At 64.8% G+C, this 20,530-nt stretch carries 21 protein-coding genes and 1 pseudogene; 11 read left to right on the top strand and 11 right to left on the bottom strand.

The window, feature by feature from the left end:
- Positions 1 to 154 precede the first annotated feature (154 nt).
- On the bottom strand, positions 155 to 724 hold the full coding sequence (locus tag FDY95_RS21210) for a YdcF family protein (protein WP_138080752.1): 570 nt from the start codon (positions 722 to 724) through the stop codon (positions 155 to 157).
- 97 nt (positions 725 to 821) lie between these two features.
- Positions 822 to 1,202: a DUF3276 family protein gene (locus FDY95_RS21205; protein ID WP_138080750.1), complete on the bottom strand. Its 381-nt coding sequence runs from the start codon at positions 1,200 to 1,202 to the stop codon at positions 822 to 824.
- Between the two features lie 263 nt (positions 1,203 to 1,465).
- On the opposite strand from FDY95_RS21205, the gene FDY95_RS21200 reads away from it, so the two are divergent.
- Entirely contained in the window at positions 1,466 to 2,392 is a 927-nt protein-coding gene (locus FDY95_RS21200) for a DUF58 domain-containing protein (protein ID WP_138080748.1), read from the top strand.
- Between the two features lie 24 nt (positions 2,393 to 2,416).
- Entirely contained in the window at positions 2,417 to 2,614 is a 198-nt protein-coding gene (locus FDY95_RS21195; RefSeq protein ID WP_138080746.1) for a hypothetical protein, read from the top strand.
- Between the two features lie 204 nt (positions 2,615 to 2,818).
- On the opposite strand, the gene FDY95_RS21190 is transcribed toward FDY95_RS21195, so the two are convergent.
- From FDY95_RS21190 to FDY95_RS21180, 3 genes are read right to left on the bottom strand one after another with little or no spacing between them, the layout of a single operon-like run.
- Positions 2,819 to 3,460, bottom strand: coding sequence for a DNA-3-methyladenine glycosylase family protein (locus FDY95_RS21190; RefSeq protein ID WP_138080744.1), 642 nt, complete (start codon positions 3,458 to 3,460; stop codon positions 2,819 to 2,821).
- A 9-nt stretch (positions 3,461 to 3,469) separates the two neighbouring features.
- On the bottom strand, positions 3,470 to 3,967 hold the full coding sequence (locus tag FDY95_RS21185) for a GNAT family N-acetyltransferase (protein WP_138080742.1): 498 nt from the start codon (positions 3,965 to 3,967) through the stop codon (positions 3,470 to 3,472).
- 13 nt (positions 3,968 to 3,980) lie between these two features.
- Entirely contained in the window at positions 3,981 to 5,000 is a 1,020-nt protein-coding gene (locus FDY95_RS21180; protein WP_138080740.1) for a threonine aldolase family protein, read from the bottom strand.
- A gap of 184 nt (positions 5,001 to 5,184) precedes the next feature.
- Here FDY95_RS21180 and FDY95_RS26430 point away from each other — a divergent pair, with 184 nt between their 5' ends.
- Entirely contained in the window at positions 5,185 to 5,343 is a 159-nt protein-coding gene (locus FDY95_RS26430) for a hypothetical protein (RefSeq protein WP_162910472.1), read from the top strand.
- 296 nt (positions 5,344 to 5,639) lie between these two features.
- Here FDY95_RS26430 and FDY95_RS21175 read toward each other — a convergent pair whose 3' ends face one another.
- Complete coding sequence (locus FDY95_RS21175; RefSeq protein WP_138080738.1) at positions 5,640 to 6,134, bottom strand: metallophosphoesterase family protein; 495 nt, start codon at positions 6,132 to 6,134, stop codon at positions 5,640 to 5,642.
- A 246-nt stretch (positions 6,135 to 6,380) separates the two neighbouring features.
- On the opposite strand from FDY95_RS21175, the gene FDY95_RS21170 reads away from it, so the two are divergent.
- Positions 6,381 to 7,079: an NUDIX hydrolase gene (locus tag FDY95_RS21170; protein ID WP_138080736.1), complete on the top strand. Its 699-nt coding sequence runs from the start codon at positions 6,381 to 6,383 to the stop codon at positions 7,077 to 7,079.
- Between the two features lie 52 nt (positions 7,080 to 7,131).
- Entirely contained in the window at positions 7,132 to 7,605 is a 474-nt protein-coding gene (locus FDY95_RS21165; protein ID WP_171025781.1) for a hypothetical protein, read from the top strand.
- A gap of 80 nt (positions 7,606 to 7,685) precedes the next feature.
- On the opposite strand, the gene coaD is transcribed toward FDY95_RS21165, so the two are convergent.
- A complete protein-coding gene (gene coaD / locus FDY95_RS21160; protein ID WP_138080732.1) occupies positions 7,686 to 8,150 on the bottom strand; it encodes a pantetheine-phosphate adenylyltransferase in 465 nt (154 codons plus the stop codon).
- Between the two features lie 112 nt (positions 8,151 to 8,262).
- A complete protein-coding gene (locus FDY95_RS21155; RefSeq protein WP_171025780.1) occupies positions 8,263 to 9,150 on the bottom strand; it encodes a DUF3822 family protein in 888 nt (295 codons plus the stop codon).
- Positions 9,151 to 9,346: 196 nt separating this feature from the next.
- Between FDY95_RS21155 and FDY95_RS21150 the strand changes: the two genes are divergently transcribed.
- The 4 genes and pseudogenes from FDY95_RS21150 (at position 9,347) to FDY95_RS21135 (ending at position 14,045) form a co-directional block, all read left to right on the top strand.
- Positions 9,347 to 10,681 carry a hypothetical protein gene (locus FDY95_RS21150; RefSeq protein ID WP_138080728.1) on the top strand — a complete coding sequence of 445 codons (1,335 nt, stop codon included), beginning with the start codon at positions 9,347 to 9,349 and terminating at the stop codon, positions 10,679 to 10,681.
- Between the two features lie 142 nt (positions 10,682 to 10,823).
- Positions 10,824 to 12,188, top strand: a pseudogene (locus tag FDY95_RS26855) (S8 family peptidase); the annotation flags it as partial.
- Positions 12,174 to 13,031 (top strand): T9SS type A sorting domain-containing protein, encoded by an 858-nt coding sequence (locus tag FDY95_RS21140; protein ID WP_262710209.1) that lies wholly within the window; start codon positions 12,174 to 12,176, stop codon positions 13,029 to 13,031. The pseudogene FDY95_RS26855 and the gene FDY95_RS21140, both read left to right, overlap by 15 nt.
- A 309-nt stretch (positions 13,032 to 13,340) precedes the next feature.
- Positions 13,341 to 14,045 carry a TolB family protein gene (locus tag FDY95_RS21135; protein WP_171025779.1) on the top strand — a complete coding sequence of 235 codons (705 nt, stop codon included), beginning with the start codon at positions 13,341 to 13,343 and terminating at the stop codon, positions 14,043 to 14,045.
- A gap of 85 nt (positions 14,046 to 14,130) precedes the next feature.
- On the opposite strand, the gene FDY95_RS21130 is transcribed toward FDY95_RS21135, so the two are convergent.
- Positions 14,131 to 14,631: an NUDIX domain-containing protein gene (locus tag FDY95_RS21130; RefSeq protein WP_138080720.1), complete on the bottom strand. Its 501-nt coding sequence runs from the start codon at positions 14,629 to 14,631 to the stop codon at positions 14,131 to 14,133.
- A gap of 46 nt (positions 14,632 to 14,677) precedes the next feature.
- Positions 14,678 to 15,295, bottom strand: coding sequence for a DUF4126 domain-containing protein (locus FDY95_RS21125; RefSeq protein WP_138080718.1), 618 nt, complete (start codon positions 15,293 to 15,295; stop codon positions 14,678 to 14,680).
- A gap of 280 nt (positions 15,296 to 15,575) precedes the next feature.
- Here FDY95_RS21125 and FDY95_RS21120 point away from each other — a divergent pair, with 280 nt between their 5' ends.
- A complete protein-coding gene (locus tag FDY95_RS21120; protein ID WP_138080716.1) occupies positions 15,576 to 16,031 on the top strand; it encodes a PaaI family thioesterase in 456 nt (151 codons plus the stop codon).
- A gap of 121 nt (positions 16,032 to 16,152) precedes the next feature.
- Here FDY95_RS21120 and galB read toward each other — a convergent pair whose 3' ends face one another.
- Positions 16,153 to 18,630 carry a beta-galactosidase GalB gene (galB, locus tag FDY95_RS21115; RefSeq protein ID WP_138080714.1) on the bottom strand — a complete coding sequence of 826 codons (2,478 nt, stop codon included), beginning with the start codon at positions 18,628 to 18,630 and terminating at the stop codon, positions 16,153 to 16,155.
- A 400-nt stretch (positions 18,631 to 19,030) separates the two neighbouring features.
- Here galB and FDY95_RS21110 point away from each other — a divergent pair, with 400 nt between their 5' ends.
- Positions 19,031 to 20,476 (top strand): ATP-dependent DNA helicase, encoded by a 1,446-nt coding sequence (locus FDY95_RS21110; protein WP_138080712.1) that lies wholly within the window; start codon positions 19,031 to 19,033, stop codon positions 20,474 to 20,476.
- Positions 20,477 to 20,530 lie beyond the last annotated feature (54 nt).

The raw sequence follows: 20,530 nt of genomic DNA, 5'->3' as shown, positions 1-20,530 counted from the left end.
ACGGGCCAATTCGGGCGCAAAGGTACGAAGCCCGGACGGGTCAATGAGCAATGACCAATTATCAATGAAGAATGAGCAATTGGTGGAGTTCAATGAGCAATGAACAATGAAGAATGAGCAATTGGCGTAACCGGGCCGGTAGGCAGGCGTGGCCTCATTGCTCATTGCTCAGCCGGGCCCAGTAGTACGCCGGAAACTCCCGCAGCAGGCTGTAGGCGTCGCGCAGCTCGAAATAGTCGGCGTGGGCGGTGTACACGCGAAAGTTGCCGGCGCGGTGCAGCAGGTAAGCCGTGCGCGGCAGGTGGTAGAATTGCGACACGGCAATGACCGACCGGAAATGCCGCTGCCGGGCAATGACGGCAAAATTCTGCGCCGAGGCCCGCGTGGTCTTCCCCAAATCATCGATGATGACGGCGGGCCGGGGCACGCCCTGTGCCACGAGGTAGCGGCCCATGGCCAGACCCTCGTAGTGACCTTCGCGGCCCAGGCCCCCGCTCACCACGATTTTGGGCGCAAGGCCGGCGCGGTACAGGGCCAAGCCCTTGTCGAGGCGGGCGCGCAGGCGGTCGGAGGGCTGCCCGTCGGGGTTGACGGTGTTGCCCAGGATCAGCAGGGCGTCGGCGGGCCGGGCGGTGTCGTGCAGACCGCGGCGCGCCGTCCAGACGCAGTGCCACGCGGCCCCGGCCAGCAGCGCCGCCAGCGCGACGCGAAACAGCAGCTTCATGGAAAAGCTCGACAGTAGGTATGCAACAACGCGCTACTGCCACGGCCGAAAGGCCGCCGCGGTAGCGCGTCGAGCGAAACCAGTAAGCGAAACGGGCTTAGTAAGATTCGGGCGTATAGTCGGGGCCTTCGTAGCGGTTGGGGTCGTTGAAATCGGGGCGCGGGGCGCGGTCGACTTCGTTGAACTCGGGGCGGGGACGGTCCAGATCGGCCACTTCCTCGGGCGAGAGCAGCTCCTGGCGCACGTAGTCGATGGCGTCCTGCAGGGCGTCGGCGAACTTCAGGAAGTCCTCTTTGTAGAGGAAAATCTTGTGCTTCTCGTAGGAGAAGGTGTCGTCGTCGCGCAGGCGGCGCTTGCTCTCGGTGATGGTCAGGTAATAGTCCTGCCCGCGCGTGGCCTTCACGTCGAAGAAGTACGTGCGTTTGCCGGCTTTGATGCGCTGGGAATAAATCTCGTCCTGTTCGTAGCGGTCTTCCACGGGGTCCAGCTAAAAGATGAAGAAAAGGGAGGGGGGTTGAAAGATTTCGGGATGATTGAAAAATCCCCGGCTAAAACTAGTCTTTTGCTGATGGATATAAAAATATTGGCGGCAATAAATTGGCTTTGTTCAACTTAGAGGCGCGGCCTGCAACCGGTTACCCGGGCCATCGACGCGCCATGGGCCGCAACGCGGGCACCAGCGGCGCAACCCGCGCGTTACCTTCGTAGTCCTTGCCCGTCCGGGTCTTCTCTTCGTCGCCTATGCCTCCCCAACCGCTCGATCTGGCCGCCGTCCGCTCCTTTGAAAACCTGGAATTTCTGGCCCGGCAGCTGGTCGACGGCTTCATCACCGGCCTGCACCAGTCGCCCTACCACGGCTTCTCCGTGGAATTCTCGGAACACCGCCTCTACAACCCCGGCGAAAGCACCCGCCACCTCGACTGGAAAGTGCTGGCCCGCACCGACAAGCTCTTCGTGAAGCGCTACGAGGAGGAAACCAACCTGCGCTGCCACCTGCTGCTCGACGTGAGTCCGAGCATGTACTACCCGCGCCCCAGCCACGACAAGCTGCACTTTTCCATTCTCTGCGCCGCCGCCATTACCACCCTGCTGCAGAAGCAGCGCGACGCCGTGGGCCTGGTCACGTTTTCGGATAAGATCGAGGTGCAGACGCCGGTGCGCTCCACCAGCACCCACCGCCACACCCTGCTCCTGCAGATGCAGCAGCTGATGGAGCGCACCGCGCCCACCACCGAGCACGGCGGCACCGACGTGGCCGGCGTCATTCACCAGATTGCCCAGCAGATTCCCAAACGCAGCCTGGTCATCATCTTCTCCGACATGCTCGGCCGCAGCCAGCAGGACCAGAACGACACCCTGGCCGCCCTACAACACCTGAAACACCAGCACCACGAGGTGCTGCTGTTCCACGTGATGGACCGCGCCACCGAAACGGACTTCGACTTCGCCGAGCGGCCCTACGTGTTCGAGGACGTGGAAACCGGGCAGCGCATCAAGCTGAACCCTTCGCAGGTGCGCGAGCAGTACCGCGCCGCCATGCAGCAGTACACCCAGGACCTAGCCCTGCGCTGCGGGCAGTACAAGATTGACTTCGTGCCCGTCGACATCCAGGAGCCCTTCGACAAGGTGCTGCACGCGTACTTGGTGAAGCGCGGCAAGGTGCGCTAAGCTACCTTTGCCGCTTCGCTGCTTATGGAAAACCTCGTTCTGCTCATCGTCTGCCTCGTGCTGACGGTTCTGAGCGCCCTGCTCACCACCTACATTGCCCAGGAACGCTCGTTCTGGCGTTGGTTCCTCATCGGCATGGTGCTGCCCTTCGTGTCGATTTTCGTGGCCATGGTGGTGGTGTACCGCGACACGAAGAAGGAAGAGGATCAGGCCAGGCACTGAAGCGGTTCACCCCGTAGTCATTGCGAGGAGGCACGACGAAGCAATCTTTCCTCTCGTGGCACAAACGGTACAAACAGCCCCGCCCGAAACCGGTAATTCCAGTTTCGGGCGGGGCTGTTTTCGGGTAGTATGGATTGTGTCGGCGGTGCTACTGGAGGAAAGATTGCCGCGCGTTGCTCGCAATGACGGCTAGTGTTGCCGTTGCTACTCCGGCGTGTTATCCAACGACTGCCAGAGGTACTTGCAGGCCAGGGAGCGGTAGGGGCGCCAGGGCTCGGCCAGCTCGGTCATGCGCCGGAGCAGGGCGCGGCCTTTCTCTTCCAGGCCGTAGTGGCGGCGCATGGCGTTCTGCACGCCCAAGTCGCCCTCGGCAAATACGTCGGGCTGGTCGAGGGCAAACATCTGCAGCATCTGGGCCGTCCAGCGGCCCACGCCCTTGATCTGGGTCAGGTGCTGGGTGAAGTCGTCTTCGTGGAGCTGGGAGAGGTGGGCGTGGTCGAGCTGCCCGGCGAGGTTGAACTCGGCAATGGCGCGCAGGTAGCCGGCTTTCTGCTTGCTGATGCCCACGGCCCGCAGCTCGTCGTCGGGGAGGAGCACCAGCACGTTGGGCTCGGGGTAGCCGTCGGGCTTGAAGAGGCTTTCCAGCTTGCGCCAGATGGCCGCGGCGGCCTTGGTCGAAATCTGCTGACTGACTACGGCCTTCAGCAGCGCCAGGTACAGGTCCTCGTGGGCGGAGGCGCGCACCGGCCGGCCCTGGGCAATGATGCGGGCCAGCACCGGGTCGGCCTGGCTGAGGTGGCGGCGGGCTTCGTCGTGGTCGTAGGTGTAGTCGGCGGGAGCAGTCATGGCGCAAACTTACCCGGCCGCCGCCGATTCCGGCGCGCCTGCGGCCGGCAGCAGCATGTACACCTCGTGCAGGCCGGGCGCCCACTTATCCGGTTCGGTGGCCAGGGTGCGGAAGCCCAGGCGGGCGTAGAATCCTTCCGTGTGCTGCGAGGTCTTGATTTCGATGCCGCGGCCGGGATAAGCCCGCTGGCATTCCCGAATGCGAAACACGGTAAACGTCCGTCCCAGGCCCTGGCCGTGCAGCCGCCGCTCCACCATGCCCCAGGTCAGCACCGCGTGCGGATCATTCAGCGCGAAGCCGCCCGCCGCCACCAGCCCCGGCCAGCCGGGCCGCTCGGCCACGAAGTAGGGGAGGCCCTCGGTGCTGATTTCCCCGTGCAGAAAAGCCCGCAGGTCGGTCTCCTCAGCAGCCACGAAGTAGGGCGCGAGGTTGCCGCGAAACAGCTCGATGACCGCGTTTTCGTCGGCGGCGGTGTACGGGCGGATGCGCAGCTCGGTCGGATTCATGGGGTCGGAGTGCTTACTGCAGTACCGTCTGCAGCGCCGCCAGCACTTGGCCGATGGCCGCGTCGTCTACGTCGAGGTGGGTCACGAAGCGCACCATCTGCGGGCCGAAAGCCGAGGCTTTGATACCGTTGGCGGCCAGGTGGGCCAGGAAGGCGTCCTCGGTCAGCCCGTCGCGCAGGCGGAAAATGACCAGGTTGGTCTCGGCCGGCAGCACGAAGTCGACGTAGGGCGCGGCCTGCAGGGCTTCGGCCAGCTGCCGGGCGCGGCGGTGGTCGTCGACGAGGCGCTCCACGTGGTGCTCCAGCGCGTAGAGGCCGGCGGCGGCCAGGTAGCCGGCCTGCCGCCAGCCCCCGCCCATCACCTTGCGGATGCGCTTGCACTTCCTGATAAACGCGGCCGATCCCAGCAGCACCGAGCCCACCGGCGTGCCCAGGCCCTTGCTCAGGCACACCGAAATCGTGTCGAACAGGCGGCCGTACTCTTGGCTTTGCTGGCCGGTGGCCACCAAGGCGTTGAAGATGCGGGCCCCGTCAAGGTGCAGCGGAATGCCCTGGCGCTTGGCCAGCTCGGCAATGTCCGTCAGCGCCGACCACTCGTAGCAGCTGCCGCCGCCGCGGTTGTGGGTATTCTCCAGGCTGATGAGGCTGGTAGTGGGGTAGTGCACGTTTTCGGCCCGGATGGCCCCGGCCACCTGCGCGGCCGTCAGCCGGCCCCGCTCGCCGGGCAGCAGGGCCACCGAAGCGCCCGAGTGAAAGGCAATGCCGCCGACTTCCCAGAGGTAGATGTGCGACGTCTGCTCGCACACTACCTCCGACAGCGGTTCGGTGTGGCCCTTGATGGCAATCTGGTTGGTCATGGTGCCGGAGGGGCAGAACAGGCCGGCTTCCAGCCCGAAGCGGCGGGCGGCCTCGTGCTCCAGCCCCCGCACGGTCGGGTCTTCCTCGTACACGTCGTCGCCGACGGGGGCGCGGAACATGGCGTCGAGCATGGCCGCGGTGGGCCGGGTTACGGTATCGGAGCGCAGATCAATCATCGGGAGGGCAAAATCAAGTAAGCAGGTTGGTCAGCCGCAGCGGCGCCAGCAGACCGGTGGTGGGCAAAAATAGCAGAGCCGTGCCGGGACTGACCAAGGGATTCACCCGGCATTATCCAATCTGTCGGAATTTTACTTACCTTTGCCCCCTCATTCTGCAGAATAGACTCAAACCGACCGCGTCATGACCGCTACTCGTCTCAAGCGTAAGCACCGCAAGAACATTGCCCGCGCCAACAACAAGGTGCAAGAAATTAAGGACCTGCTCCGCACCCCCGTTCTGAAGAACGTGGACATCGAAGAGCTGAAAGCCAGCTTCAAAAAGAACGAGGCGGCTGCCTAGTTTTTTCGCCGCGGCTTCCTGCCGGAAGCCCGCGTGACTTCCCGGCCGGTCGGCTGGTAGATACCGAAAAGCGTCTTGCGTGGCCACGCAAGACGCTTTTTTTATGTGTTTCAAGTGCGAATCAGCCCGTCATGTCGAGCTTGTCGAGACATCTCGCGTGCTGACGTTCGATAGTAAAATCATCGTTTAGCGAAAAAAATACCTGGGGACGTCAGCACGCGAGATGTCTCGACAAGCTCGACATGACGTTCTTTTTTATCCGCTCATCCGCTCATCCGCTCATCCGCTCATCCACCTCACACCCGCGGCCCCAGCTCCACGGCCTGCAAATCCTGCACCCGGCCGGCTTCGATGCGAAACTTGAGCAGGGTGCGCACTTTGTGGAAGCCGTGGCGGCCGGCGGCGCCGGGGTTCAGGTGCAGCAGGCCCAGCTGCCGGTCGGGCATCACGCGCAGAATGTGGGAGTGGCCGCAGATGAAGAGCCCTGGCCGCTCGCGCTGCAGCAGAAGCCGCGCGCCGGGGGCGTAGCGCCCGGGGTAGCCGCCGATGTGGTGAATGAGCACTTTCAGCCCTTCGACCTCAAACACCAGCGTTTCGGGGCAGCGCAGGCGCACGGTGCGGTCGTCGATGTTGCCCGATACGGCCCGCAGCGGCGCCAGGGCCAGCAGCTCATCCAGCACTTTTTCGTCGCCCACGTCGCCGGCGTGCCAGATTTCGTCGCAGTCCTGCAGGTGGTGGCCGATGCGGTCATCGTAGTAGCTGTGGGTATCGGAAAGCAGGCCGATGCGCATGGGTGAGCGGGGCTGGTGGGGCCGCAAGGTACGGCGCCGGGGTGGGGTGGCGCCGATTGTTGGGCTAATTTCCGGCGGCATGTTACCTTTCCTGCCCGCAGCCGTATGCGGCTCAGATGGCCCACCACACCCGGGCCACCCGGTCGGTACCACTGGGGCCCATGTCTTTCGTATGCCGAAATTAATGCTGTGTTTTGCAGCTTGCCGGACGATTTCCTGCATCCTCTCCCCATCTGACTTGCCGCGATGAACGTTTTCATCAACGACATCCCGATTATCATCAAAAAGACCTCTGACAAGGTCTACAAGCACCGCTACGACCTGATTCTGGGCCCGGAAGATGAATTCATCTCCAAGGACCTGATCGGCGACGTGCTGGTGCGCGACGTGACGCCCGCCTTCATCGACCGCATGTTGCGCCTGATGGAAGTGAAAAAGCTGAAAAAGCTGACTTCGCTGACCCTGATGGCCAAAAAGAAAAAGGCCCTCATCCTCCACCTCAAGGACCAGTTCCGCATTGCCAAGGCCGCCGGCGGCCTGGTGGTGAAGGACGGCATGATCCTGATGATTTACCGCCTCGGTAAATGGGACCTGCCCAAGGGCAAGCTGAAAAAGGACGAGGACCCGATGGAGGGTGCCCTGCGCGAAGTGGAGGAGGAAACCAACGTGAAGCTGGCCCTTGGCGACAAGCTGCCCAGCACCTGGCACTCCTACGCCTACAACGGCAACAAAATCCTTAAGAAGACCAACTGGTACATCATGCAGTGCCTCGACGACACGCTGATGAAGCCCCAGGCCGAGGAGTACATCGAGGAAGTGCGCTGGATGCAGCCCCAGGAGGCCCTCAAGGCCCTGGACGAGTCCTACGCCTCCATCGCGCTGGTGGTGCGCCACTACCTGAGCGAAGTGGCCGGGCAGTCGGCCCCCGAGTCCGTCCGTTCCTAAACCTCGCCCGCCGGAGCGCCGTTCGGGCGCCGCCGTTCCTCTGCGTATGCGCGTGAGTCGAGCCTGCTTGCTGCTGATGTTGGTGCTGCTGTGCGGCGGGGCAGCCTGTACCCGCAGCGCCCCCGTGGTAGAAAGCCCCGCGCCGGGTCGCCCCGGCCACAGCAATTCCCGTCCGCTGAACGTGGCCGCGTTGGTAGGCCGCAACATCGATCAGGTGCGGCAGCGCCTGGGGCCGCCGCGCGAAACCCGGCAGCAGCCCGTAGGCCTGGAGCCCACGGCCGAGCAGCTGCGCGCCACTAGGGGCGAAGGCTGGATCAACACCTTCGAGAAGGACGGCACCACCATCGTGGTGACCTTCAACGCCCGCACCCGCGAAGTGCAGGACCTGGTGCTGGTGGGCAGCAACGAAGACGAGCTGCTGCGCCGCGGCAACCTGGACTTCGTCGCCGACAACTACCTGGTGCTGCCCGTCACCGACCCCGCCGCGCCGTCCCGAATCATGGGCGTGCGAGTAGTAGCGCGGTGAACCAGCAACGCAAGCAACCGGGGCTTCCAACAGGTCATTCGACCCGGTAGGAGCCCCGGTTACTTGCGTTTAGGCAGCCTCTAGCCCTGCGGGGCGGCCAGCTTAAAAGGCACAAAGTCGTCCACGTTGCCGCCGAAGCGGTGGATTTCGCGGATGATGGTGCTGCTGATGGCCGCCAGGGGCGGGGAGGTAATCAGGAACACCGTTTCCAGCGCGGGGTTGACGTGGCGGTTGGCTTGGGCAATGGTGTTTTCGTATTCGAAATCAGTGGTGTTGCGCAGGCCGCGCAGCAGAAAGCGCGCGTTCCGTTCCCGGGCGAAGTCCGCCGTCAGGCCCTTGTAGGCCTCCACCGATACCCGCGGCTCGTCGCGAAACACCTCCTCAATCATGCCTATCATTTGCTCTACCGGCAGGTAGCGCTGCTTCGAGCTGTTGTTGCCGAGGGCAATGATGATGTGGTCGAACAGCGCCGTGCCGCGCCGTACCACGTCGAGGTGGCCGTTGGTAAACGGGTCGAAGGAGCCGGGGAAGAGGGCAACTCTCATAGAGGTGAAATGGTGAGGTGGTGAACTGGTGAGTTGATGTTCGGGAGTCGCAGTGCTGCGCCTTTCGCGCAGGCAGAACGACACTCACCAGTTCACCATCTCACTAGCTCGCCTATTCGCAGAGGTGCAGACTGTAAAGCTCGAAGTAGCGGTACTCGAACACGTCGTTGAGGCGGTAGCTGTAGCCCAGGTCGTAGGGGCGGTTGCCGAAGCGGACGTGGCGGATGTACTTGCGCAGGATGCTGAACAGCTCCGAGTCGTGGGTCAGGTCGCCGTAGACGACCACCGGGTCCTCGTCGGGGTTGAGCGTCAGCTCCTGCATCACCAGGATGACGTAGTAGATGAAGTCTTCGGCGGTGCTGAACGTGAAAACGTTGCAGAACTCCGGCCGCTTGTCGCGCACCACCACGATGGTCAGCTCCATCGGGCCCACGCTCAGAAACAGCCGGGGTGGGCCCTGCCGCTCGCTCTGGTGCACCACGCCTTCGAGCAGGGCGCTGGTCTGGTGCAGCAGCTTCTGCTGGGGATAGAGGCGCTCAAACCACTCGGCCAGGGCCTTTTCGGCGGCGAAAATGCTGACCACCTCCTGGTTGGGGTGGCGGTAGTGGCGCACCACTTCGTGCTGGGCGTCGAGCTGGTGGTGGAGCTGCAGGTACTGGGCCTCGTCGCCGGCGCGGAACAGGGGCGCGGGCAGCAGGGTGAAGTGGCGGTTCTGCACGGCCAGGCGCACGCGGTTCCAGCCGGTCTGGCCCACCAGGTCGTGCTGGGCGGCCAGGGCCTGCAGCTGCCCGGCCAGGGAGGTGGCGGGCTGGGCGGCGTAGTCTTCGAGGGCAATGAAGCGGTTGCGGCGCACGTCGGCCACGCCCACGCGCAGGCCGTGGGGGCCGGCGCTGAGGTAGAGGTTGTAGCCGGCCAGCTCGGCCAGGTCAAAAGTGTCGTCGCGCAGGCGCTGCAGCGCCGTGGGCGGGGCAGCCAGGGCAGATTCGGCGGGGAGGGGCACGGGCGGTACGTCGGTCGGGGGAGGAGGCAGATTCGGAGCTTAAAGGTACGCAGGCCCGGGCGCAAGTGCGGCAGCCGGGCGGTGGTGGGCAGACAAGCCCGAAAATACAGCCGGCGGAGGTAGAACATGGCGCAAAACACTTAATATTGTCACGGCCTGCTTATTGGCCCGTTATCCGATTGGTTTTCTTGTGACTATGAACGGTTTACGCTACTTTTTGCTGCTGGCCGCCGCGTGGCTGCCCGCATCTTTGCGGGCTCAGGTATTGGTCAGCACCGTCGCTGGCAGCGGCACGGCCGGCCGCGCCGATGGGCCGGCTGCCACCGCCCAGTTCAATTTCCCGGGTGCCGTCCTCGTCGACGCGCAGGGCACGGTGTACGTGGCCGACACCCAGAATCACGGCGTGCGCAAAATCAGCCCTACGGGCGTGGTCAGCACCATCGTCGGCAACGGCGGCCCCGGCTACTACGACGCCTGGACGGGCGTGCAGGCCGCCTTCACCGGTCCCAATGGCTTGGCGCTGGACGCGCGGGGCGTGCTCTACATCGCCGATACCGGCAACGGCAGCATCCGCCAGCTGCTGCCCTCGGCCGCCACGGCTACGCTGGCGGGCAATGGCACGGGCGGGTACCAGGACGGCCCCGGGCCGGTGGCCCGCTTCACTAGTCCATTGGGGTTGACCTATGACGGGCAGCGCACGCTCTACCTCTGCGACACGGACGATTACCGCATCCGGCAGGTAGACACCACGGGGCTGGCTACCACGCTGGCCGGCAGCGGCGTGGCGGGCATGGTGGATGGCCCGGCGGCGACGGCCCGCTTTCGGGAGCCGCACGGCATTGCCCGCGACGCGGCCGGCAACCTCTACATCGCCGACCGCTCGGTCCACCGCATTCGGCGGCTTACCCCGACTGGTATCGTCAGCACCGTGGCCGGTACCGGCACTTCCGGCTACGCCGACGGTACGGCGACTACCGCGCAGTTCAACGGCCCCGTGGGACTGGCTTACGACGGCCGCACGGGCCTCTATATTTCAGAGCGCGAAGGCCACCGCCTGCGCCGCCTCGACCTGGCAACCGGCGTGGTCAGCACCGTGGCGGGCACGGGCACGGCTGGCTACGCCAATGGCGCGGGCAATGTGGCTTTGTTTAACCGGCCACAAGGCTTGTACTGGGCCGAAGCCGAGCAGTCCCTGTACGTGGCCGATGCCAGCAACCACCGGATTCGGAAGGTAACCGGGCTGCCCCTGGCCGCCGGGACGGCCCGGCCGGTGGCGGTTGAGGCTACACTCTATGCTTACCCCAACCCGGCCACCGGGCCGCTCGTGCTGCTGACGGCTGCGGGTGCTACAAACGATGCCATAATAGAGGTGTCCGATTGCCTGGGCCGCCACATGAAGCGTTTCGCCTTGGGGCGCTCCGCGTCCGTTCGCACTGAGCTGGACATACGCGGCTGGCCGGCCGGCCTGTACCTCTGCCGCCTGCTGATGCCCGGTCGCCCGGCATCCGTAGCGCGGTTAATTATTCCATGAATCGTTGGCTGCCTAATCTGGCAGTCGTGTTTTCTTTCCACCCCTTCACTTTACCCCTTAAATGAAGCAATTGTATTCCCGTATCACCAGGCTATGCGCGGCTGGGCTGCTGGCCTTTGGCAGTACATCAGCCCACGCGTAGATGGACCCGCGCACCTTCGTATACCAGGACGGCGTAGCGGTCCGGGCGGCCCGCGAAATCATCGTGCGCTTCGAGCCTGAGGCTTTGAAAAGCAGCGCAATTAATAATTTGGGCAAGCAGCAAGGTTACTTATACGAGTTCCTGACGCCCGGCGCCCTGTCGGCCATGTCGACTGCGGCAGGTTTTAATATGGCTTCGGTAGCGGTGGGCAAGATATTCCCTAATCTGACCATTGCCGATTCCATGCAGCTCAACCGCATGGGCGAAACCATCCCCGATGAAAAGCTTTGGGCGGTGCTGCTGCTGCAATTGCCGCTGGGGACGGACGAGGTAGCGGTGTGCAACCAATTGCCTCATATGGGGGTGCCGGTGGTGTATGCCCATTTGAACCCAGTGGCGCGGCCTGCCAGCGTGCCCAACGATACCGAATACGCCGGCAACCAGAGGTCCTTGCATTACACTGCCGCTTATCCCGATGGCCATATCAACGTGGAAGGGGCCTGGGACCTGACTACGGGCCGTCCTGGCATTAAGATAGGCGTGTACGACAGCGGCATCAAAGCCACCCACCCCGATCTGGTGGGCGTAGTGGCTGGCGGACACCGTTACGATATGACCCGGCCAACCCCATACGACGATGATGTACTTGGACACGGCACGTCGGTGGCCGGGATTATCGCGGCGGTCCGCAACAACGGAATCGGCATAGCCGGTATTGCGGGCGGCGACGCGGCGGCCGGCAAGCCGGGAGTACGGCTATACAGCTACAAAACCATCGGCGACGGCTGCCAAAACTGCGGCGCCACGTTGGCTGAAGTTGCCAACGCTCTTCAGGATGGCATCACCGATGGCATGCACATCATGAACCATAGCTGAAGCATTCCCCGGCTGGTAACCAGCGTAGGCACGGCCGCGACAGCCGACTATTTTCTTTTCGACAACGTGATGCGCCGGGTACACGCGGCGAAAATTGTGACGGTAGCCGCGTCCGGCAACAAGCTTGGCCAAACTAATCTACCCGCCCACACCTACGACCCCTGGATTCTGACCGTAGCCGGCACCGGGGAAGATGGCGAATGGAAGCAGGATCCAACCGGCAACCTTTTCAGCGACGAATGGTCTACGCCCAACGACAACGTGGATGTGGCGGCCCCTGGCACGACTACGCTGGTTCGGACCACCACGCGCACGGGCGGCTACGGCGGCTTTAGCGGCACCTCGGCGGCGGCCCCGCACGCGGCAGGCTTGGCGGCCCTGATGCTGAGCTACTGGAACGACCCCAACGCCCCGCACAACGACCTGACCCCGGAAGACGTGGAAAATATCATGCAGAACAGCGCGACCGATAAAGTGGGCCAGTATTCCAGCCCCGGGGAAGACGACTACACCGGGCGGGGCCTAATCAATGCCAGCAAGACCCTCGCCAATCTGGACAAGAACAGCAACATCATCTCGCGACGGAATATTCTTACCGGCCCGGCTGACGCGGTATTAGTCAGCACGCGGACGGGCGTGTGCATCAGTGGCGGTATCCGCTTTCAGCCTACCGCGCTTTACGACGTGGAGGTGTACGAAATAACCGGCACCGGGCCGTCGGACTATTCGCCCGACGTGGTAACGAAAGGCCGCTGGGTACGGACCAGTTCCACCAACCTGCGTGGCCCGCTGGGGCCGCCCGTCACCATTACCAAAAGCAACGGCTCTACCGTCACCTCCCAGGCCTCGATAAAGGATGAGAACGGGGCCGTATTCATCGGACTGGCGGGCAAGGCCAGCGTACGGTTCAAGGGCTATGTGTACCACATCATCGGGAAGCAGGACATCGAAAGTGGTGCCACGCAGGCAATCGATACGTGGTTTCCGTTCGACCCACGGGTGACGGGGGAGCAGGGGCGCATTGCGTACACCAACCACCTCGGCTATACGAGCCTCATCGGTCAGCGCTCGGTTAACGGCACCCCCCAGCTCAGCGCATATCCTAATCCGGCGCGGGAAGAGCTGATCATTCAACTACCCCAGGCCGAAACCGGCGCGGCCACCGTGGAGCTGCTGAGCCTCGCCGGACAGCGTCTGCGCCACGAGGCCAAAGCGCTGCGCGGCGAGCAGCTGCTGCGCGTGCCCGTAGCCTCGCTGCGGCCCGGCCTGTACTTCTACCGTGTGCAGACGCCTACGGGCGTGTTACAGGGCAAATTCACCAAAGCCGACTAGCCATGAAAACACCCCTACAAATCCTGCTGCTGGCCGTAGTGCTGCTTGGCGGCTGCCGCCACCACACCGAGGACAATCCTCAGCCCCAGGAAGAGCAGGCCGACCCTTGCCCCCCCCCCGTTGCTGCCTCCGCCTCCGGAAGGAAACGTGTCGGTTTACGCCTATCCTTATCGGTACGCTGCGGTTTACAATCCACGCGACGTGCGGGAAGTGGCTTTCGTGATGGATACGATAGATCATGGACGGCCCCGATTGCACCTATGAGTGCGCGACCTGGGTACCGGGCAGGAGCGGCGCTTGCTTACGGACGTGCTTAGATCCAGCTCAAACACGCCCGACTGGAGCCGGACGGGCTGGGTGCTGACGACCCGGCCAGACGGGCAGCTGTACAAAATCAAAAGCACCGGCGACAGCCTGAGCCGACTCACCAGCCGTTACGTCAATACGTCGCCGACGTGGAGCCCGGACGGACAATTGATTGCCTACCAGCGAGTGGCCGATAACCCCGCGCTGAGTGGAGTCGTCATCTGCCGGGCCGACGGCACGGTGGTACGCCTTATTCCCGACGCGCAGGTACGCGCCGTCGGCCCCATGGCTTGGTCGCTCGACGGCCGGCGGCTGGCGCTGGTGAGCAGACTGAATCTACCGGTCGATCAGCCCGCGCTGAGTACCTACGACCTGGACCGTAGCATCCTGACCCAACTCACGCCCCTGTCCCAGTATAGTTATCAAGCTGCTATGCACTGGTTGCCCAACGGGCGGGAAATCGTGTGGTCTGATGGCCGTGGTGTGCTCATCATCGATGAAGCTACCCAGCAGACCCGGCTTGTGCGGGCCCTGTGCCCAGGCGGCAGTCGGTTCTTCAATTTTGTGTGCCCCACGCCCGATGGGCAGCGGCTGCTGATGACCCGCTTTGATGCGCTGGCTAGCGCTACCACCACCGAAGTCTTTCGCACCGCCACCTGGGAAACCACCGACCTCGAAGGTCAGCACGTCCGGAAGGTACCGTTCTGAGACCGGCCCGCTACGCCTGCCGCCCCGCCGCCCCGCTTCTGTCGGGGCGGCGGGGTTTTGTTTGCCCGCCATCCGCCCCGCCCGCTCAGCGCAGGCGCAGCTGCGGAATATAGGCGTCGTCGGGGCTGATCAGGTCGCGCAGGATGGGGTGTACCTGCTGCGGCGGCAGGCGCACCAGCTCCTGGGGCGTGCGCCAGGCCACCTCGGTGAGCAGCTGTCGGTCGGGGGCGTGCTCCGGGTCGTGGCCGAGGCGGGGCAGGGCCGTGGCGTCAAGGGCGGTGACTTCGAAGAACAGCTCCACGGCCTGAAGCGCGTTGCCGTGGTACTCGTGCAGGTGCAGAAACCGCCCTACTTTCACTGCCAGCGCGGTTTCTTCCCGAAACTCCCGGGCCACACCCTCGCGCAGCGTCTCGCCGAAGTGCCAGCCCCCGCCGGGCGGCGACCAGAACGGCTGCTCGTCGGGCAGCAGGCCGCGGTGGGCGGTGAGCAGCAGCGCGCCCTGGTGCACGAGCAGGCCGCAGACGCGCACCCGGGCGCGCTCGGCGTAGGCGTGCAGCAGGGAATCGGGGGCCGAAGAAGTGGGCATAGGCGTGGGGTAGGAGGGGAAGGGTCGAAGGTGCAAGTGTACGCCGCTACGCCCGATTTGGCCGCGCCGGCCCGCCCGAAAGTCCGGCCGCGGTCTGGCGCCGCCGCGCCCGCCAGCGCCGCAGCCGGCTCAGCACGAACCCGATAAGCCCGACGGCCAGCCCCGCCATCAGCAGCGGCAGCAGCAGGCCCAGCACCGCACCTACCACGGCCAGCACGTTTTCGAGGGTGGCGAAGAGCGGGTTGGCCAGTCCGCCGGTGGCCGCCGTGCTGCCTGCCCGCAGCAGCGCCGTGCCCGACTGCACCACGCCCGCCGCGCCCCCGCCCACCAGCACGCCCAGGCCCCAGCGCAGCACCGGGTTCAGCTCGGGCAGGGCCGAGGTCATCAGCAGGGTGCCGGCAATAAACGACGCGGGCGTGGTGAGCGTGTCGAGAAAGTTGTCGACCACCGGGAAGTAGTAGCCGAGCATTTCGACCACCGTAGCCACGCCCAGCACCCCCAGCGCTGCCCAGCTGCCCAGCCACGCAAAGCCGGGCGACGGGGCCAGGTAGCCGGTGCGGTAGGCAATGCTGGCCGCCAGCAGCGGCACAAACACCCGAAAGCCGCTGCACGCGGCCAGCGCCAGCCCCAAGGCGCCGGAAAGGAGGTAGTCTGTGGGAGTCATCGGCAAGAGTAGTAGAACCTGCTACCAAGCTACACGATCCGACCAACAACGGCACCCCGGCCACCCCGCCGCGCTGCAACACCTTCCGGGCACGTCGAAACACTCCCCGACCAATCGAAAACACCTCCTGACTAACCGAAAACACCTCCCGAGCAAGCCGAAATACCCCCCGACTTCGTCAAAACACCTCCCGAGTAAAGCAAAACACTTCCTGACCTACGCCCAACCTCCGGCGGCTCCTGCCCCGCGCAGCACCGGCGGCACGCTACCTTTGCGGCCCATGTCCGAAGTTCTCGAAACCGCCCCCGACCTCACCACGCGCATCCGCCGCAAGCTGGAGCGCCAGCACTTCATGCACCTCATCGGCGCCGACCTGACGCGCATCGAGCCCGGCCGCGTGGAGGCCACCCTCGACCTGGGCCAGCAGCACCAGCAGCAGCGCGGCTTCGCCCACGGCGGCCTCGTAGCCACCCTCTGCGACCTGGCCGCCGGTTTCGCCGGCACCACCCTGCTGCCCGACGACCACGGCATGGTCACGGCCGACCTGCGGGTGAGCTACCTGCACCCCGGCCTGGGCGACAAGCTCGTGGCTACCGGCTGGGTGCTGAAAGCCGGCCGCCGCCTGCACTTCTGCGAGGCGGAGGTGCGGGCCTTCGGCGGCCCGAACCCGGCCGAGGGCCTGCTGATTGCCAAAGCCTCGGCCACGATGGCCGTGGTGGAGCCCAGCGCCAAATAACCGCCGCCACCGATGCCGCGGGGAATGGGTGCCTGCGGCAATCAGCTGTAGCCTAAACAAACCGGCACCGCCCCGCGCAAGCGGAACGGTGCCGGTTCGGCTAGTGGGTTAGGGTTCGTTTTTATTGCGTTTGCAGCTGGAGCGTGGCCCCCGGCAGGCCCTTGCTGCTTACCTGCAGCTGCACATTGCCGGCCTTGTCGTGGGCCTGCACCACGGCCACCAGCTGCCCGTGGAAGGCGTGCATGCGCGGTTGGTGAAACGGCTCCAGGTTGGTCGGGTCGCCGTTGGCCGCGGCCCGGAAGCGGCCCGCCCCCTTCACCTGGAACTGCAACTCGGGGGTGGCATCGGGGCAGAGGTTGCCCTGCGCGTCTTCCACCCGCACGGTCACGAAAGCCAGGTCCTGCCCGTCGGCCGCGAGTTTGGTGCGGTCGGCCACCAGCTTGAGGTGGTGGGGCTGACCGGCGGTGCGTACTTCCTCCTCGGCCACGGCCTTGCCGGCCGCGTCATACGCCACCACCTTGAGGCTGCCGGGCTGGTACTTCACGTCGTTCCACATCAGGCGGTAGCGCGTCTGGGGCTGGTCGGATGTCCCCTTGGTCTGCCGGCCCTGGCTCACGCCGTTGACGAACAGCTCGGCCGATGGGTAATTCGTGTAGGCAAACACGGGCGTGGTCTGGCCTTCGCGGCCGGGCCAGGTCCAGTGCGGCAGCAGGTGCAGGGTGGGCTGGGCGGGGTTCCAGCGGGCACGGTAGAGGTAAAAGCGGTCTTTGGGCAGCCCGGCCAAGTCCAGAATGCCGAAGTAGGAGCTGTGCGAGGGCCAGCTTTCGTCGTAGGGCCACGGCTCCCCGAGGTAGTCGAAGCCGGTCCACACGAACTCGCCGAGGGTATAGGGCAGGTCGTCCTGGGCAGCGAATTCCTCGTCCGGCGTCTGCGACCAGTTGCTGGCCTCCAGATCGTACGATGAGGACTGGTTGTCGGGGTAGCGCTTGTCCTTGGCCTTTTCCACCGGGAATTTATACACCCCGCGGCTACTCACCGTCGAGGCCGTTTCGGTGCCCAGGATCATTCCCTGCGGCAGCTTGGTGTAGGCTTCGGGGTAGCGGTGGGGCTTGTAGTTGAAGCCCGGCACGTCGAGCAGGGCCGCGAAGCCGTTGTTCACCGCCGCGTCGAACTGGTCCATGCCGGCCGTCACGGGGCGGGTCGGGTCTTCGCGGTGCACGATATCCTGCAGGCGCTTGGCCAGCTTCGAGCCGCCCGGCGCCCACTGGTCGGGCACCTCATTGCCGATGCTCCACATCACCACCGAGGGGTTGTTGCGGTAGTGGCGCACCATGCTGACGATGTCCTTCTCGGCCCATTCATCAAACAGCCGGCTGTAGCCGTTCTTGACCTTGGGCGTTTTCCACTCGTCGAAGGGCTCCACCATGAGCATAAAGCCCATTTCGTCGCATAGCTGCACCAGCTCGGGGGCGGGCATGTTGTGGGTGGTCCGGATGGCGTCGCAGCCCAGATCCTTGAGCAGCACCAGCTGTCGGCGCAGGGCGGCGGTATTCACGGCCGCGCCCAGCGGGCCCAGGTCGTGGTGGTTGCACACGCCCCGGAACTTGCGCGGCTGCCCGTTCAGCACGAAGCCCCGGCCCGCCTCCACACCGATGCTGCGGATGCCGAAGCTGGTCTGATACTCGTCCTTGAGCACGTCCCCAGCATACAATTTCGAGGTGGCCGAGTAGAGCGTGGGCGTTTCGGGCGACCAAAGCTGCGGCCGGGGCACCACCAGGTTCTGCTCGAACTCCAGCCCGTCGGTGGCCGTGAGCGGGGTGCTGACGGTGGCCACCACCTTGCCCGCCGCGTCGCGGATGTCGGTGTCGAGGCGCAGGGCCTGGAACGCGTTGCCCGGCGTCTCGACCTTGGTGCGCAGCTTCACCTTAGCGTAGTCGGCGGTGACGGTGGGCGTGGTCAGGTACGTGCCCCACACCGGGATGTGCACGTCGTTGGTGATGAGCAGGTGCACGTTGCGGTACAGCCCGGCGCCGGGGTACCAGCGCGACTGTTCCGGCAAATTCTGCAGGCGCACGGCCAGCACGTTATCCTGGCCGCCGGGCCGCACCGCGTCGGTGATGTCGACGGCGAAGGAGTTGTAGCCGTAGGGCCAAGCGCCCATTTCCCGGCCGTTCACGAACACGTGCGCGTCGCTCATGGCCCCGTCGAAGAGCAGCACCGCCCGCTTGCCGGTAGCGAAACCGGGCACCGCCAATTTGCGCCGGTACCAGCCCGTGCCGATGAAGGGCAGCCCGCCGGTGCGCCCGGCCTTGGTTTTGGCCTCCTTCTCGTTGTTCTGCTCGATTTTGACCGTCTGCAGGTCGTTTTGCGGGCTGAACGGGCCGTAGATGGCCCAGTCGTGGGGCACCTGCACCGTCTGCCACTTGGCGTCCTTGAAGGCGGGCTGCGCCGCGGCGGGCACGTCGCCCTTGGTGAATTTCCAGTCGGTGGTCAGCAGCACTTCCTGGCGCGTCTGCTGGGCCCAGGCGGCCCCGGCGGGCAGCAGCAGCAGGCTCGCCAACGTGCCCCGCAAGGTCGTTCGCGTGATGAAGTCGTTCATGATTGATAGCAAAGCAAGAAAAGTCCGCTGACTGCGGGTAGGACAAGGGTTCCCGGAACCCGGCGGCGGGGCTGCAAAGATGCAGCGGCTTCGCTTAGCAGATTCAGAACGCTGCCCGGGCCGCTGCCACTCAACTTGCCGGCTGACCGGGGTACCTTTGCCGCTGACAGCCGGCCTCAGCCCCACCGGTATTGTTGCCGGCAGTGCCGCGCACCGCCGGCAAGCTTGCCTTCCGGCATGTCTCACCTGCGCAGACCCGGCAGGCCAACCTTGGAGAAAGGGCGCACCACCCTGCGCCGCGTGCTGCGGCAGGGTTTCCGGCTCTGGGCGAAATATGTTTACCCCGCACCGAATCCGACTGCCTAATTTGCTGTTTCAAGAGCTGAGCTCAGCGCCCCGAATGATAACCACCCGCATACCCTCCGTCCGCCACTACTTCCCCTTCGACCCCACCGAAGACCAGTCCAGCCTCTTCGGGCAGCTCGACGGCTTTCTGAAAGACCAGCTGCCCGGGCGCAAGGTGTTTCTGCTGCGCGGCTACGCCGGCACCGGCAAAACCACCGTGGTCAGCGCCCTGGTGAAGTGGCTCGACAAGATGGGCCGCAAGTACGTGCTGATGGCCCCCACCGGCCGCGCCGCCAAAGTCATGGCCCAGTACGCGGGCGTGCCCGCCAGCACCATCCACAAGCGCATCTACCGCAAGTCGGGCGGCTCCGACAGCATGGCCTTCACCCGCCAGCCCAACCGCTCGGGCGAAACCCTCTTCATCGTCGACGAGGCTTCGATGATTTCCAACGAGAAGTCCTTCGGCGAAAGCGCTCTGCTCGATGATTTGCTCGGCTACGTGTTCGAGAAAACCACCAACCGTCTGCTGCTCATCGGCGACACGGCCCAGCTGCCGCCGGTGGGCCAGAGCCTGAGCCCGGCGCTGGATGCCGGCGTGCTGGCCTCCTCATACCGCTGCTATGTGCAGGACGCCGAGCTGCGCCAGGTGATGCGCCAGGCCGAGGCCTCGGGCATCCTGATGAACGCCACCCAGCTGCGCGAAGAGCTGCGCCATGCCCAGGACGCCACGCCCGGCTCGCCCGACGCCACCCCGCACATCAACTTCGTGACCAAGGGCTACCCCGACCTCTATAAGATGGGCGGCGACAAGCTCGAAGACGGCCTGCGCTGGGCCTACAAGCACTTCGGCCACGAAAACACCACCATCATCTGCCGCTCCAACAAGAACGCCAACCAGTACAACCAGATGATCCGGCGCACCCTGTTCGACGCTGAGGACGAAATCGAGGCCGGCGACTACCTGATGGTGGTGCGCAACAACTACACCTGGCTGCCCGCCGAGTCGGAAGCGGGCTTTCTGGCCAACGGAGACTTCGTGGAAGTCACCAAAATCGTGCGCCGCATCGAGGAGTTCGGCTGCCGCTTCGCCGACGCCCGCCTGCGCCTCGTCGACTACCCCGACGAGCCGGAGCTGGAGGCCCGCCTGCTGCTCGACACCCTGCACACCGAAAGTCCCGCCTTCCCCGCCGACCGCAACAAAGCCCTCTACAACGCCGTGGCGGCCGATTACGAGCACCTGACCACCAAGCGCGAGAAGATGGCCGCCCTGCGCGCCGACCCCTACCTGAACGCCCTCCAGGTGAAATTCGCCTACGCCCTGACCTGCCACAAAGCCCAGGGCGGCCAGTGGCCGGCGGTATTCGTCGACCACGGCTTCCTGAAGGAAGACATGATCAACGCCGAATTCACCCGCTGGCTCTACACGGCCGTCACCCGCGCCTCCGAAAAGCTCTTTCTGCTGAATTTCAACGCCAAATTGGTCGACGGCGAGGCGGAATGATTCTGCTGACCGCGCTGTTGAGGCACTGAAACTACCCGACATCCTCACTCGCTT

The sequence above is a fragment of the Hymenobacter jeollabukensis genome (assembly GCF_005771675.1).
GTDB lineage: Bacteria > Bacteroidota > Bacteroidia > Cytophagales > Hymenobacteraceae > Solirubrum > Solirubrum jeollabukense.
Note: the sequence above shows the minus strand (reverse complement) of the source record. Positions and strands in the feature narration are given on the sequence as shown.